This is a genomic window from Vibrio ezurae NBRC 102218 (genome assembly GCF_000467185.1).
Taxonomy (GTDB): Bacteria; Pseudomonadota; Gammaproteobacteria; order Enterobacterales; family Vibrionaceae; genus Vibrio; species Vibrio ezurae.
On the sequence record NZ_BATM01000008.1, the window covers coordinates 107431 to 120444 of the forward strand.

General features: G+C 43.5%; 16 protein-coding genes. 4 read left to right on the forward strand and 12 right to left on the reverse strand.

The features are described 5' to 3' along the window. Positions 1-112: 112 nt before the first annotated feature. The 3 genes from VEZ01S_RS04210 to VEZ01S_RS04220 are packed head-to-tail and all read right to left on the reverse strand — an operon-like array spanning position 113 to position 1838. Complete coding sequence (locus tag VEZ01S_RS04210) at positions 113-802, reverse strand: pseudouridine synthase (RefSeq protein ID WP_021712765.1); 690 nt, start codon at positions 800-802, stop codon at positions 113-115. Positions 803-861: 59 nt separating this feature from the next. Continuing rightward, complete coding sequence (locus VEZ01S_RS04215; RefSeq protein WP_021712766.1) at positions 862-1449, reverse strand: hypothetical protein; 588 nt, start codon at positions 1447-1449, stop codon at positions 862-864. Positions 1450-1487: 38 nt separating this feature from the next. After that, positions 1488-1838, reverse strand: a complete 351-nt coding sequence (locus tag VEZ01S_RS04220; protein ID WP_021712767.1) for a hypothetical protein — start codon at positions 1836-1838, stop codon at positions 1488-1490. 290 nt (positions 1839-2128) lie between these two features. Between VEZ01S_RS04220 and ompV the strand changes: the two genes are divergently transcribed. Both ompV and VEZ01S_RS04230 read left to right on the forward strand, forming a co-directional pair. Next, complete coding sequence (ompV, locus tag VEZ01S_RS04225; RefSeq protein ID WP_021712768.1) at positions 2129-2905, forward strand: outer membrane protein OmpV; 777 nt, start codon at positions 2129-2131, stop codon at positions 2903-2905. Between the two features lie 14 nt (positions 2906-2919). After that, positions 2920-3375, forward strand: a complete 456-nt coding sequence (locus tag VEZ01S_RS04230; RefSeq protein WP_021712769.1) for a CC0125/CC1285 family lipoprotein — start codon at positions 2920-2922, stop codon at positions 3373-3375. A gap of 141 nt (positions 3376-3516) precedes the next feature. On the opposite strand, the gene VEZ01S_RS04235 is transcribed toward VEZ01S_RS04230, so the two are convergent. From VEZ01S_RS04235 to artP, 9 genes are all read right to left on the reverse strand, one after another. Continuing rightward, a complete protein-coding gene (locus VEZ01S_RS04235; RefSeq protein WP_021712770.1) occupies positions 3517-4845 on the reverse strand; it encodes an ATP-binding protein in 1329 nt (442 codons plus the stop codon). A 15-nt stretch (positions 4846-4860) separates the two neighbouring features. Then, on the reverse strand, positions 4861-5553 hold the full coding sequence (locus tag VEZ01S_RS04240) for a response regulator (protein WP_021712771.1): 693 nt from the start codon (positions 5551-5553) through the stop codon (positions 4861-4863). Then, the gene (locus VEZ01S_RS04245) at positions 5550-5936 is read right to left on the reverse strand and encodes a DUF3019 domain-containing protein (protein WP_021712772.1); all 387 of its coding nucleotides are present in this window, start codon (positions 5934-5936) and stop codon (positions 5550-5552) included. The genes VEZ01S_RS04240 and VEZ01S_RS04245 overlap by 4 nt, the downstream gene beginning before the upstream one ends. A gap of 8 nt (positions 5937-5944) precedes the next feature. Further along, a complete protein-coding gene (locus tag VEZ01S_RS04250) occupies positions 5945-6844 on the reverse strand; it encodes a MipA/OmpV family protein (protein ID WP_021712773.1) in 900 nt (299 codons plus the stop codon). Positions 6845-7154: 310 nt separating this feature from the next. Further along, entirely contained in the window at positions 7155-8819 is a 1665-nt protein-coding gene (locus VEZ01S_RS04255; protein WP_021712774.1) for a long-chain-fatty-acid--CoA ligase, read from the reverse strand. Positions 8820-9065: 246 nt separating this feature from the next. Then, positions 9066-9737: an arginine ABC transporter permease ArtM gene (artM, locus tag VEZ01S_RS04260; protein WP_021712775.1), complete on the reverse strand. Its 672-nt coding sequence runs from the start codon at positions 9735-9737 to the stop codon at positions 9066-9068. Beyond that, a complete protein-coding gene (gene artQ / locus VEZ01S_RS04265) occupies positions 9734-10423 on the reverse strand; it encodes an arginine ABC transporter permease ArtQ (protein WP_021712776.1) in 690 nt (229 codons plus the stop codon). The genes artM and artQ overlap by 4 nt, the downstream gene beginning before the upstream one ends. Position 10424: 1 nt before the next feature. Next, on the reverse strand, positions 10425-11159 hold the full coding sequence (locus VEZ01S_RS04270) for an arginine ABC transporter substrate-binding protein (RefSeq protein ID WP_021712777.1): 735 nt from the start codon (positions 11157-11159) through the stop codon (positions 10425-10427). Positions 11160-11218: 59 nt separating this feature from the next. Next, the gene (gene artP / locus VEZ01S_RS04275) at positions 11219-11947 is read right to left on the reverse strand and encodes an arginine ABC transporter ATP-binding protein ArtP (protein WP_021712778.1); all 729 of its coding nucleotides are present in this window, start codon (positions 11945-11947) and stop codon (positions 11219-11221) included. Positions 11948-12325: 378 nt separating this feature from the next. Between artP and VEZ01S_RS04280 the strand changes: the two genes are divergently transcribed. Then, positions 12326-12619 carry a hypothetical protein gene (locus VEZ01S_RS04280; RefSeq protein WP_021712779.1) on the forward strand — a complete coding sequence of 98 codons (294 nt, stop codon included), beginning with the start codon at positions 12326-12328 and terminating at the stop codon, positions 12617-12619. Between the two features lie 20 nt (positions 12620-12639). Beyond that, positions 12640-12984 carry a rhodanese-like domain-containing protein gene (locus VEZ01S_RS04285; RefSeq protein WP_021712780.1) on the forward strand — a complete coding sequence of 115 codons (345 nt, stop codon included), beginning with the start codon at positions 12640-12642 and terminating at the stop codon, positions 12982-12984. Positions 12985-13014: the final 30 nt, after the last annotated feature.

The window sequence follows — 13014 nt, forward strand, 5'->3', positions numbered from 1 at the left end:
TTATGCTTCTGGAATATTAGATTTAATATTTACTCAATATGTGATTTGATTTCTATTAAAGAGATTATTTCAGGTAATTTAGGATTTGTTTGGTATTGAGAACCATTATTGTTTATCGGTGGAAGGATTGTATTTCGTCTTCAGAAAGAAAGCGCCACTGCCCCGGTGCAACGTCTAATGTTACCGACCCTATCTGCTCTCTATGTAAGTGTACGACTCGATTTCCAATCGCCGAGAACATGCGTTTCACTTGGTGAAACTTACCTTCAACGATAGAGAGGCGGACGTCCTTACTCGATAGCACTTCAAGCTTAGCAGGGCGTGTCATTTGGGCTTCCCCTTGTAAGTACAGACCATGGGCAAATTTGTCTTTAGCATCGGCGCTGATGTCTTTAGACAGTGTCACTCGATAGACCTTTTGGCAATCGTGATGTGGGGTCGTAATGCGGTAGGACCAACGGCCGTCATCGGTGAGCAATACCATACCTGTAGTATCTGCATCTAAGCGTCCGACAGTATGCAGCTCAGAGACATTTTCAATATTCAGGTTATTGAATAACGAAGGGTAGGCTTCATCGATATTAGAACAAATTGTATCGCCAAGTTTATTCATTACGATATAACGAAAAGGGCGAGGGGTAAGAATGCACTCATTTAACTTTATGATATTGTTTTCATGCACTTGAGTCTGTTCTTTTGTCACGATACTTCCATTTACCGTGACGTTTTCATTTTTAATATGAAACAAAGCGTCTATTTTATTTAACGTGGTACTCTTGCAGATAAACCTATCTAGACGCATTGTACTTAACCTTACTTAATAACCGTGCAGGTATATTTATCAATTAAATTAGAGGGTTGTTATAGTTTGAGCGCTCTGACGTTCTGTTCTATTACAAATAGATGGTTCGCCGCGCTCATATACTCTGGGTAGTCAATAAAATGCGTTTGATATTCAGTAGTCATTGTTCTTATTTCTTCTGCGCGCATTAATTTCCAGTAAATTGGTGTGGTATGTAGCATAGCGGCTAAAGGTTTGAACACTTCTTTCTCATAAGCTAAAAACAGGCATTCCAGCACGGCTTCACGTTCGTCTTCTGTGTGTATTTTAGCGTCAATGCTCGCTTGTGCTTTTTGATAGTTGGCATTCGCTTGCAGGGCTTGCATCACAGCAATGTTGCTCTGTGCCATCTCTTTAAGTTGTGCATGCACCAGTGTTAACCAATAATGTTTGCTGAGCTGCTGCTCTGTGACATGTTCAAAGTCATGACGAATCTGCTTTTCAATATTACGTTGCGAACTCATCAACACTTTACGAACTTTCTGAAACGAGAGTTGATAGGTTTTACACAGTTCAATGATCAAATCATGAAACCCATTGTCGGGAAAATGCATACATGCTTTAAAGGTGGCAAGAGCGTGTTCTTGCGAAGGGGTGAGCTCACTCATTGAATCTTGATCCTTAAACTGTGTTGGAGCGGTCGATATTATAAACCAAAACCCACTTTTGGCAGCATACGCACAGAGCGCACACCCCAAGGCGTTAAATCAGGTTTAGGTTCTCCGGTATAGTTACCTAGGCAGATATAGCCTTTTGATAAATAGCGATATAAGAAATCCCCACCTTGGTGTTTTGCGACTTTTTCATCGTAGGCGGGTAAAGAGATACGTTCGACGCGTAAATCGAAAGCTTGCTTAAACGCTGGATAAACAGAGGAGTTGATCTGATGAGCATCAAGATTGTTCAACAGAGCTTTATCTGACATAGATGCTTTTTTACGAATAAAGAGCATGATGAGGCGTTTTTGTTGTTCCGATGAAACAATGAGCATTTCCATAACGAGAATTCCTTTGAAAGAAGCGCAGTATATAAGAAGTAGGTGGTGAGGTCTTGCGTTTGTGCGCGAGATTCAGGTTGTCAGGCTTATTGAAAGCATTGGCATCAATTGTGCCGCTCTGCTTTCCATTCTATATAAATAGGCAAGGGTTATGTAGGCAGTGAAGGAGAGCGGGCAGGGTTGCCATTTTTGCTTGTCATTTTTCAAGATACATTCGGTTACAAACTTTTTTCTGGCGATGAAATATAGTGTTTGCAACGTAAATTGAATCGAGAAAAAAGGCATCAATTATGAAAACTATTTCCCTTGCTATCTCAGCTATCTTATTGTCACACGCCGCTATGGCTGATACTGGCAACACGTACATTCGTAACGGTAACGTCTATACACACGAAGGCCACGGTGTTATTGGCGGTGGTGTGATTACGGGCAGTAAAATGTATAAAGGTCAAAAACACCAAACTTCAGCGTATTTAAATGGTGGTTATCACGGTGTTGATTTTAACGCGGACTTAAGTTCAATTAACTACCGTTTCCTAGGGACTAACGAAGATCTCTTTAATATGAGTGTGTTTGTGGTCACAAACCCTGGGGTTGATACCGATGATGCAACCGTTCTTAAAGGCATGAAAGATCGCGATATTAGCGCAGATTTAGGTTTGAACGCCGATGTGCATCTTGGTCAAGGCACTCTTTCTGGTAAATTCCAACAAGACGTGACAGGCGTATATAAAAGCTTCCAAGCGGACTTAACTTACTATCACCCAATCGCGCTAGGTAGCGTGGATTTTGTTCCTTATGCGGGCGTTCACTACTACAGCGAAAAATTTGTTAACTACTATGCAGGCGTTTCAGCAGCAGATGCAACAGCTGATAGAGCCGCATACAAGGCTGATGGCGCATTTGCTTATAAAGTGGGTTACGCGATGGTGATTCCAGTGTCTGAGCACGTTGACATCACTCAATCGACTGGATACTCCTACATCACTTCTGATTTTGCAGACTCACCTCTGATTGACACGCAAAATCAATGGGCAACAAGTTTAGGTGTTAACTACACATTCTAAGTTGAGGATGAATGATGAGACTGTGTAAACCGTGGTGGGTTGTTGTCTTATTTGCTTGTGTATTGTCGGCGTGTGCTACGCCGTACAATACGCAAAAAAGTGTTTGGACTTTTGGTCAAGGATTTGAAACAACGCAAATAGCCCCCGATAGCTGGCAAATTAGCTTTGTTGGTAACGATCACACGGACAGAGCGTTATTGAGAAAGTACGTGATGCATAAAGCGGCGCAAGTTTGTCATGAGGCTGGCTTTGCCTACTTTATCTACACCAATGAGCAGACCACGCGTGATACGGTTGCTGAAGTGGGCGTTGGGAGTAAAATGAATAAACGTTTTACCTTTAACACCTCAAGTACGTTACAAAAAGGAACCAGTATTGTAGAGGTCACTGGCCTAAAAACTAAGCCTGAGCATGCGTCGGGTCGGGTTTACGATGCAGAGTTTTTGTTAACGCATTTAAATGTCGACTGATTGCATTATTGACTCACAGTCTTAATCATACTTTTCTTGAGCGCCATATAGTTTGAATATGGCGCTTTTTTACGTTCTGTAAACGGCCTATTTGCTGGCAGGTTATTATCATTGCAGCTAAAAAAGGCAGGGAACTTAGCGCTATACTTGGTCTGTTTTCTTGTTCTTTAGCGTGTTAAAGGTCAATCTCATGCTGGCGCCACCAAGCTCAGTTGAGCGATGGATCGACAATGGCGACCCCATCCAATCTCCAATACGATTGACGATGGCAAGTCCCATACCATGTCCGGCATTTCCTCGGCTTTGCTGACCGCGAACGAAGGGCTTGATAACCTGCATCGCTTCTTGTTCATCAATGCCTTTACCATCATCGTCGATGCGCAGTGTTGCGACATTACCACGCTGCGTGAGCTGCACTTTTATCTGTTGCTGACCAAAGCGCTCCGCATTACTTAATAAATTGCCGACTTGCATCGATAAATACATCACATCACTGTGAACCCACACGGGAGTTGGATTGGGAACGAACTGCAAATCGTGTTTATCCAGAGTATAAGAAGCCATTTTTGATTTTAGCCAGGCGTTAAGCTCTAGTGGTGCCAACTCTGGTTGAATGTTAGCTTGATCAAGACGCGCGTAACTTAACAGTGTTGAGACCAACTCTTCCATCGAATCCAAATCGTGATTAAGACGAGAAAAATACTTGAGTTTGAGCTGTTCGTTGTCGGTTTCTTCCAGAGCTTCGATACCAAATCTGAGTCGCGCGATAGGGGTTTTCAAATCGTGAGAGACGGCGCGACTTAATAACTTATTATCATCGAGCAGTTGCTGAATACGATCCGCCATACCGTTAAATTCCTGTTCTATTTCAGAAATATAAGAGTATTTAGCGATAGGTATGCGCTGCTTTAAATCACCCATACCAAATGATTGCGTAGCTTTACTTAGGTTGAGCAATTGTTTAATTAAGGGTGACACCCAAAGCAATAGGATGATGACAATGCCAATGTAAAACAAGGCCGTGTATATCATGTTAATGTTGTGGCTCTGTGGTACAACCGGAATGATATTCGTGTAGATGTTCAGGACTTGAGATGTGTTTGGTAATAGATAATGAAGGGATACGCCTTCGTCTGATTGCAGTAGCAGCTGCCCATCGTGAATAAATTGCATTTTTAACGAGGGGGGAAGTGGAAATTGATCTTGGTTGATCAGTGATAGCTGCTCCGGATTGTGACGATTCCAGCTATTGATAAGACTAAGGTGTGCCTGTTGTTGGTTGGCTATGTGGTTGTCGTCTAAAATCTGAGCAAAGTTACTTCCCACCAGTTTTAGGGCTTGCAGGCGTTCGGCTGTGGCTCTCGATGCCACCTTAGTTTCATGTTGCTGCGCATAATGGCTTATTGACCAGCCAACGATCACAATCGAGGCAAGCACAGCGGCAACCAGTGAGAGTATAAGCTTTCTCATGTTATTGATACTTCGCTATTCTTCTTCGCGACAAAATAGATAGCCTTTGCCACGAATGGTTTTTATTTTATACGGTTGCGCGGGAGCTTCTTGAAGTTTTTTGCGCAGTCGAGAGATGCGATTATCGATAGAGCGATCAAAGCCATCATATTCTATTCCACGTAATTGGGTGATGAGTTCTGTTCTCGGCACGACAGTGCCTTCTTTGGCTGCTAATGCCCAGAATGCGTCAAATTCGTTCGAGTTCAAATCCAGTTGATGTTCGTCAATAGTGACTGATTTTGCGGTGGCATTGAGCGTAAGAGAATCAAATTGTAATAGCATTTTGGGCGCTTCGTCGCTGGCTCTACGCAGCAAGGCTTTAATGTGCGCTAGCATCACTTTTGGGCGGATTGGCTTAGTCAGATAGTCATCGGCGCCGACCTCTAGACCTTTGATTTCATCGCCATCTTCTACACAGGCCGTCATAAAAAGGATAGGGCCTGAATAAAATTTGCGTGCCTCTTTGCATACATCAAATCCATCTTTTACAGGAAGCATCACATCGAGCAAGACAAGATCCGGTGTTTCTTCAGCGATCATCTCAAGGGCGTAGTCGCCTTGACTGGCAATGGTAATGTTATACCCGTGATCAAGGAGATAATCACCTATCCACTCTGACAATGAGGCATCGTCTTCAACGACTAAGATGTGTTTTTGCTCGGTCAAAATAGTCTCCATCCTGATTGTGATTGTTTCGGCGCTTTATAGACCCAAGTTACGACCACTTTCACTTCCGCCAACGCTTGTGCTGTTTCTTGATTGATTAGGCGAAATTTGGTGGTTTTATCGTTGCTAAAACTGTACTGGTATTGCTGTTTTAATTGACCTTGCCAGCAGGTCAGTGGGGTTGCGTTATCCGACTGCAAAAGACAAAACCGTCCTTCTAACGGTGTTTTCCATTGAAAAACAATATCTTGATAACAAGTTTGCCCTTTATGCAGGGCTACGCATTGCTGGGGAGTGGCGGTAAAAGTCACCTCTTTATCGTTTGCCAATGCTGGGGCAATCCCGGTGAATAAGAGTAAACCGCAATAAAGTTGCTTTCTCATCATTCCCCCTAAAACACGTAGCTTACAGACAGGTTAAATAACGAGCTGTAATTCGCTTGACTATAGGGGCTATCGGTAATTTCATCGGATAATGCGATGACCCGATAGGTAGAACGAAATACAATGTTTGGGGTCAGCGGGTAGGCCGCGCCAAATTCCAATCCATAATTAAAGGCTGCATCCGGTTTATATTCATAAAACTGGCTGGTGGCTTCGGCGGCGCTGACGCCAAATAAATTATTCGTAAGCTTACTAGAGAGGTAGGACACACTACCGAGTGTGTAAAGGTTCCAGTTTTGAACTTGCCATGATTTACCCAGCTTAATAGAGCCTTGTAAGCCTAGATTCTCCGAGTAATCGCTCACCATACGAAACTGGAAAACATAATTGTCATCCCAATAGCGGGTTGCACGAATACCGGCGCCGACATATAAGCCTTCATCAGCCAGCAAATAGTCATTACGCTGAGCTTCATTCAAAGTGCTCACATCAACATCAGGGTCTTTCTTCCAAGTGGTCTCAAAATTGGCGGCTAAAAAATCAACAGACCAATGTTCAGAGTTCCAGAAATTGTAGCCAAGGTTGGCACCATCTTGAGACAGATGCACCAGCTCGGCAAACATCCCTTTATATTGATATACACCACTCAGCAGCAGTGAAGGTTGAATGTTTCTATGATCGGTATTGCGAACGTCCATATGATTGGTCGCAATGAGCGAGCCACCCACTTCAAAATAGCCCCCATCGTCATGACGACCACCACTTTGTGTGGAAGCTGTGGTGATATCAGCTGCAAGGCAGGGTGCTGAAATAAACAGTCCAGTCAGAAGAAAGGCAACAGTAGGAGCGCGAGCAACATTTCTCAATAGGGATGATGTTTTTTGTTGCGTAACAAAATAGGCGTTCACTGATGTGTTCCAAATGAATGTTAATGGATGTGTCTATTATGACCTTCTAGTAAAACTGAGTCTAATAGAACAAGCCAGTTTTATAGATTAATAAGGTTTACCTTTCATGCCTATTATTGTGATAAAGCACGAAAGTAGGGGAGTGAATAATACCAATCACTGAATAAATACGATTGGTATAAGTAGAGGTGGGTAACGTATACACCTGATGGTAGCGTAATAACGCATCACAGAGACTGCTGACAGTATGGATGCGTTTTACGTTTTGGCAGAAGTGACAGTAAGCAGGGGCAAGCCCTGCTTTTCGCTATCAGTCGCGCAGTTCGCGACGTAAGATTTTACCTATGTTGGTTTTTGGCAGTTCGTCTCTAAATTCGATCACTTTAGGGATCTTGTAGCCAGTCAGGTGTTGACGACAGTGTTTCTTAATATCGTCCACAGTGACAGGGTCACTGGTTACGACTATCAGTTTCACTCGCTCACCGGCGACGTCATCGGGAACGCTAACCGCCGCAGCTTCAACAATTTTAGGGTGTAGCGTTGCAACTTCTTCGATTTCCGTTGGGAATACGTTAAACCCAGAGACCAAAATCATGTCTTTTTTGCGATCTTCAATATAGAAAATGCCGTCGCTATCCATACGGCCGATGTCACCAGAGCTCAACCATCCATCTGAGGTTAAGATAGCCTTAGTTTCGGCCTCTTGCTTCCAATAGCCTTTCATCACCTGTGCGCCGCGAACTTGAATCTCTCCAACCTCTCCAGTGCTAAGGGGCTGACCATTGTCATCCACAATGCGCAGTTCAGTGCTTGGCAGGGGTACACCAACCGCTGAAACGTACTCTTGTTGAGTGTGAATGCCGCCAGCCACAACAGGCGAGCACTCAGTCATGCCATAACCTTCGATTATTGGCATTCCGGTGATTTTTTGCCACTCATCGGCAGTGTGTTTTTGGGTTGCCATGCCGCCAGCAATGGTAAATTGCGCACTAGAGAAGTCTAGTGCTTTGAATTTACTGTTATTGAGCAAGGCAGCAAATAAGGTATTGAGACCAAAAATCATGGTAAATGGGTATTTGCTTAAATCAGAGACAAAACTTTTTAGGTCACGCGGGTTGGTGATCAGTAAGTTAGTGCCCCCCATATACATCATTAACATCATGCTGACGGAGTTAGCAAAGATGTGATAAAGCGGCAGTGGGGTGACGGCCAGTTCATTTTCTTTGGCGGTTCTTGGGCCAAAGTGGGCGAACACTTGCAGGACATTTGCAATGATGTTTTTGTGAGTCAGCATTGCGCCTTTTGCCACACCTGTGGTGCCTCCAGTGTATTGAAGATAGGCAAGATCATCATGCTCAAGGGTAGGGGCATTAAACTCCATACGCTTGCCTTCGGTTAATACGCGACGCAGAGAGATGGCGCTAGGAAGGTGATATTTAGGCACCATCTTTTTGACGTATTTCACCACAAAATTGACTAATGTGCGTTTATGGGGAGCCAGCTGGTCGCCAATGCTGGTCAGTATGACGTGCTTGAGGCTGGTTTTATCAATGACTTTTTGTAAGCTGTCACCAAAGTTTGTGACCGCAACAATGATGCTTGCACCTGAATCACGCAACTGATGTTCAAGCTCTCGTGGTGTGTACAGAGGATTGACATTGACCACGACTAACCCTGCTTTTAGCGCTCCGAGAATAGTGATTGGGTATTGAAGAAGGTTGGGCATCATTAGCGCAATTCTATCGCCTTTCTTCGCTTTTAATTCACATTGTAGATAAGCGGCAAAAGCATCGCTTTTGTCATTGAGTTCTTGATAGGTGAGCGAGTGCCCCATGTTTACAAAGGCCGTCTTATCAGCAAACTTGCTGAACGAGTTAACAAACATCTCATTGATGTTATTGTATTTGCTCGGCTCTATGAATTCAGGAACGTCGGTTGGATAAGTGTTTATCCATGGTTTGTGGCTTGTGCTCATTGGTATTCTCACGCTTTTTGTATACGTGCATTTTAATGAAATATTCACAGGAATGAATTGGATTTAATCATTATTCAAATAATATTGAGATCGTTAGGTGGTTTTATAAGCAAATATCTGAAGCAAGATGAGCAGTACGCTTTGACAATTTGACCCTGTTCTCAACAGGTTGGGGGGATTAGGTGATTTGATGCTATTCGTTAGGAGGAGGTTGAGAGCCTAATTCTAGGCTCTCAGAATTTCTGATTATCGAGCGTTTTCAAAAGCCAGCGCTTTACGCTCAATGCGGCGGAACAACAGCGTTAATAGTCCATTTACGGTTAGGTAGAACACACCAGCAACACCGAACACGGTAAGGGTATCGTAGGTCTGTGCGTTGATACGCTGTGCATAACCCATTACGTCCATAATGGTGATTGTGCTGGCAAGGGACGTGCCCTTAAAGACTAAAATCACTTCATTAGAGTAGGCGGGGATGGCGCGACGAATAGCGTAAGGTAAAAGCACTCGCAAACTTTGTGCGTTATTCATGCCCAGAGCACGACATGCTTGCCATTGACCGGATGGGATAGCATTAAAGGCGCCTTTGAATAGCTGCGTACTGTATGCCGCGGTATTGAGGGCCAGCGCGAGCATGGCGCAAAACCAAGGTTGGCTCAACCACTGCCAAATAAAGCTGTTGTGTATTGCTTCAAATTGCCCTGGGCCGTAATAAATCAAAAAGATTTGCACCAGCAATGGTGTACCAGTAAAGAGCGTAATGATGCCACGGCTCAACCAATGTACCCCTGGGGTGCGCAGAATTAAGGTGAGTGTCATCAATAATGCAAGAATACACCCGACGATCAGTGATACGACAGTGAGGTGTACACTGGTCATCAACCCGTCAAGCATTTGATAGAAATGTTGTGAATTCATGCTTTAGTTCCCGCACTGGTTGAGGCTTCTTGCAGAGAGAAGCGTGCGTCGATAATTTTAACGATTTTTTGGGTGATAATCGTAATGATGAGATAAATTGCGGCCGCTGTCGCATACCAAGTAAAGGCTTGGTGAGTCGTGGCAGAGGCAAGCTGAGCTTGTTTCATTAAATCGGTAACCCCGATTAAGGAAACTAGCGCGGTATCTTTGAGTAATACCAGCCATTGGTTCATCAAACCGGGCATCGCATGGCGCACTGCTTGTGGCAATACGATTTTAATAAAAGTACGAGAGCGGCTTAGGCCTAAGGCATTCGCGGCTTCTACATGACCACTTGGTACCGCTTTTAAAGCGCCACGAATGGTTTGGGAGGCGTAAGAGGCGAAAATTAAAGCTAATGCTATCACCCCAGAAATGAATGGGCTGATATCAACAAAATTCCCAGTGATGAGAAAAATGACTTGGGTAGAACCGAAGAAGATAAACAGTACCACCAGAAGCTCTGGCAATCCTCGAATGATGGTAATAAATAACGTTGTTGGCCAAGCCAACCATTTGTGACGAGACATCTCACCACAGGCAAATAATACCGCTAAAATTAAGCCCACGCATAAACTAACAAAAGCAAGTTGGACCGTAGTCCAACTTGCTTGTGCGAGAGACGCGGAGTAACCCGTCAATTCCATGTTACTTACCGAAGTACTTTTCAAAGATGGCTTTGTATTCGCCGTTTTCTTTTACAGTTTTCAGTGCTGCATTCAGTTGCTCAAGTAGAGCTTGGTTGTCTTTATTTACCGCGATACCAAAACCGTTACCGAAGTACTGTTTGTTTGTTACTTGCTCGCCTACGTAGCTAAGTTTGTCGCTTTTCTTAAACCATTCAGCCACAACCGCAGTGTCACCAAATACAGAATCAATACGGCCATTTTGCATATCAATGAACGCATCTTGGTAGCTCGCGTAAGGAACCGCAGTCACACCAGGAAGTTGCTCAATTAGGTATGATTGGTGTGTAGAACCATTTTGTACACCAATGCGTTTGCCTTTGAGTGCCGCTTGGTTTTCAACTTTACCTTTAACCGCGATGAAAGCTGCTGAGTTGTCGTAGTAAGGTTGAGTAAAATCAACTTGTTCTTGACGCGCAGCGGTAATATCCATACCAGAGATAGCAGCATCATAACGTTTGAATTTAAGGGCAGGGATCAAGCTATCAAAAGATTGGTTATGGAAAGTACATTTAGCTTCAATTTGCTTACATAGCGCGTTAGCTAGGTCGACATCAAAACCCTGAATTTCGTTGTTTGCGTCAACGTATTCAAAAGGTGCGTAAGTCGCTTCCATTACAAATTTAATTTCTTGTTGAGCGGCCATCGCGTGCGCTGACGTAAGACCAATCAAAGATGCTAATAAGAGTTTTTTCATTTTTATTTCTCCAGTCAATGCGCTGCCCAAATAACAGTCAGCGTCTTTAGGCTGTTCTATTAGTGGGTAAGGTAATCTGCAAAATTTTGGGTTGTTGGGGTATTAAACACTTCGTTCGTGCCGTTTTCCACAACTTTACCGTCTTCTAAGTACAAGACATGGCTAGCCACTTTACGAGCAAAGTCGACTTCGTGAGTCACCACAACTTGTGTAATTCCGGTTTGACTTAGGTCATTAATGACCTTGGCAACTTGTGAGGTGATCTCAGGATCAAGCGCCGCAGTAGGCTCATCAAACAATAACACATCAGGTTTCATCATTAGAGCTCTAGCAATCGCGACACGCTGCTGTTGGCCACCGGATAATTGCAATGGCCATGCATCGGATTTATCACCCAGTTGCAGCATATCTAAAATTCTGTTGGCTTCTTCTTTGGCAGCGGTTTTTGAAAGGCCGGCCACGCGCACAGGGGCTTCAATTAGGTTTTCAAGAACAGTCATGTGTGGCCACAAGTTGTATTGTTGGAAAACCATGCCCACTTTCTGTCTCAGTTCTAGACCTTGTTTTTCGGTTAAACCTTTCGCAAAGTCAAACGACATTCCTGCGACTGACATATTGCCACTGGTCGCACTTTCTAACAGGTTCAGGATGCGCAGTAATGAGCTTTTGCCCGCTCCACTTGGACCGAGTAATACTAAAGTGTCACCTTTATTGCACGTAAAACTGACGTCGTGCAGTACTTGTGTATCACCGTAGAATTTATTGACCTGATTGACTTGAATACTCATGCTAAAAAACTGTCCTATATCTCTTCAAAGAGCATATTACCAACTTCGCTTGTTTATGCAAATAAAACGTATAAAAAAACGAAAACTTTAGTTTCATTAGCTATTTATGAATAAAATAGCAGTGGTGCTGACTATATATTAAACAGTTATTTGGTCTTTTCTAAATGCAGTCAGAGCTGTGTGTTCATGTTGTGGTTATGGTGACGTTATATTAAACGATTATCCAGTGATAGCGCTGGTTATTTATCCTATTTTAGTTGCGATTTTATAGGTGTCTGATGAATTCTGATGAAGACAGAAATAAATGTGATGTAAATCCTTTGTTTAACTTCGTAACTATGGTGCTATGAGTCATACTCATTTAAAAAAGGAATTAGAATGCGCCTTATAGCAACACGTGCAGACGACTGGAATTTATATCGCGCTGGCGATCAGTACTTTGAATCCAGCATACAGCTGACAGAGCAAGAGCAAGCCACCAATGGCGAAGAGCTGTTGACCAACTCGGGCAACTTAAAACAACTCGCGTTTAATTTAGATTCTATTAATGGCTGGTTTAATGCCAATAAAACCCCAGAGGATTTTCAACGGGTGATCGTGGCATTAGAGCCGATCATTATCCAGCTATGGCAAGAGAAGAAACTGGGCTCTTGGGTCATGGAAATTTATTAATTACGGTTAATTGGTCGAATATGTCTAAATTTTTAGGATTGTGCGCGCTACTGTTTTCCACATTCGTGTTTGCCAGTGAACGAGCGCAACAGGCTTGGGATTGGATTGATTCTGGGGCGGTCGTAATAGATGTCAGAACGCCACAGGAATTTGCCTCTGGGCATTTAGATAATGCGATTAACCTTCCTGTGCAAAATCTGGCGCACGCCGATCTTTCGTTTCTTAAAAATCGCGATCAGCTAGTGGTGTATTGCCGAAGTGGCAACCGCTCTGCCAAAGCGCAGCAACTGTTGCTGACGCAGGGCTATAAACAAGTGCATAATGGCGGCGGATTGCAAGAAATGTTGTCAGCAAAGCCTGAATAACTCTAAATTCACACTATTGCCAGTCTTGGT

Coding starts and splice junctions, on each gene's coding strand:
- VEZ01S_RS04270 (WP_021712777.1), bottom strand. CDS start 11,159: ATGAAAAAACTCTTATTAGCATCTTTGATTGGTCTTACGTCAGCGCAC.
- VEZ01S_RS04235 (WP_021712770.1), bottom strand. CDS start 4,845: ATGAGAAAGCTTATACTCTCACTGGTTGCCGCTGTGCTTGCCTCGATT.
- artP (WP_021712778.1), bottom strand. CDS start 11,947: ATGAGTATTCAAGTCAATCAGGTCAATAAATTCTACGGTGATACACAA.
- VEZ01S_RS04245 (WP_021712772.1), bottom strand. CDS start 5,936: ATGAGAAAGCAACTTTATTGCGGTTTACTCTTATTCACCGGGATTGCC.
- VEZ01S_RS04215 (WP_021712766.1), bottom strand. CDS start 1,449: ATGAGTGAGCTCACCCCTTCGCAAGAACACGCTCTTGCCACCTTTAAA.
- artM (WP_021712775.1), bottom strand. CDS start 9,737: ATGAATTCACAACATTTCTATCAAATGCTTGACGGGTTGATGACCAGT.
- ompV (WP_021712768.1), top strand. CDS start 2,129: ATGAAAACTATTTCCCTTGCTATCTCAGCTATCTTATTGTCACACGCC.
- VEZ01S_RS04285 (WP_021712780.1), top strand. CDS start 12,640: ATGTCTAAATTTTTAGGATTGTGCGCGCTACTGTTTTCCACATTCGTG.
- VEZ01S_RS04230 (WP_021712769.1), top strand. CDS start 2,920: ATGAGACTGTGTAAACCGTGGTGGGTTGTTGTCTTATTTGCTTGTGTA.
- VEZ01S_RS04255 (WP_021712774.1), bottom strand. CDS start 8,819: ATGAGCACAAGCCACAAACCATGGATAAACACTTATCCAACCGACGTT.
- VEZ01S_RS04220 (WP_021712767.1), bottom strand. CDS start 1,838: ATGGAAATGCTCATTGTTTCATCGGAACAACAAAAACGCCTCATCATG.
- VEZ01S_RS04280 (WP_021712779.1), top strand. CDS start 12,326: ATGCGCCTTATAGCAACACGTGCAGACGACTGGAATTTATATCGCGCT.
- VEZ01S_RS04210 (WP_021712765.1), bottom strand. CDS start 802: ATGCGTCTAGATAGGTTTATCTGCAAGAGTACCACGTTAAATAAAATA.
- artQ (WP_021712776.1), bottom strand. CDS start 10,423: ATGGAATTGACGGGTTACTCCGCGTCTCTCGCACAAGCAAGTTGGACT.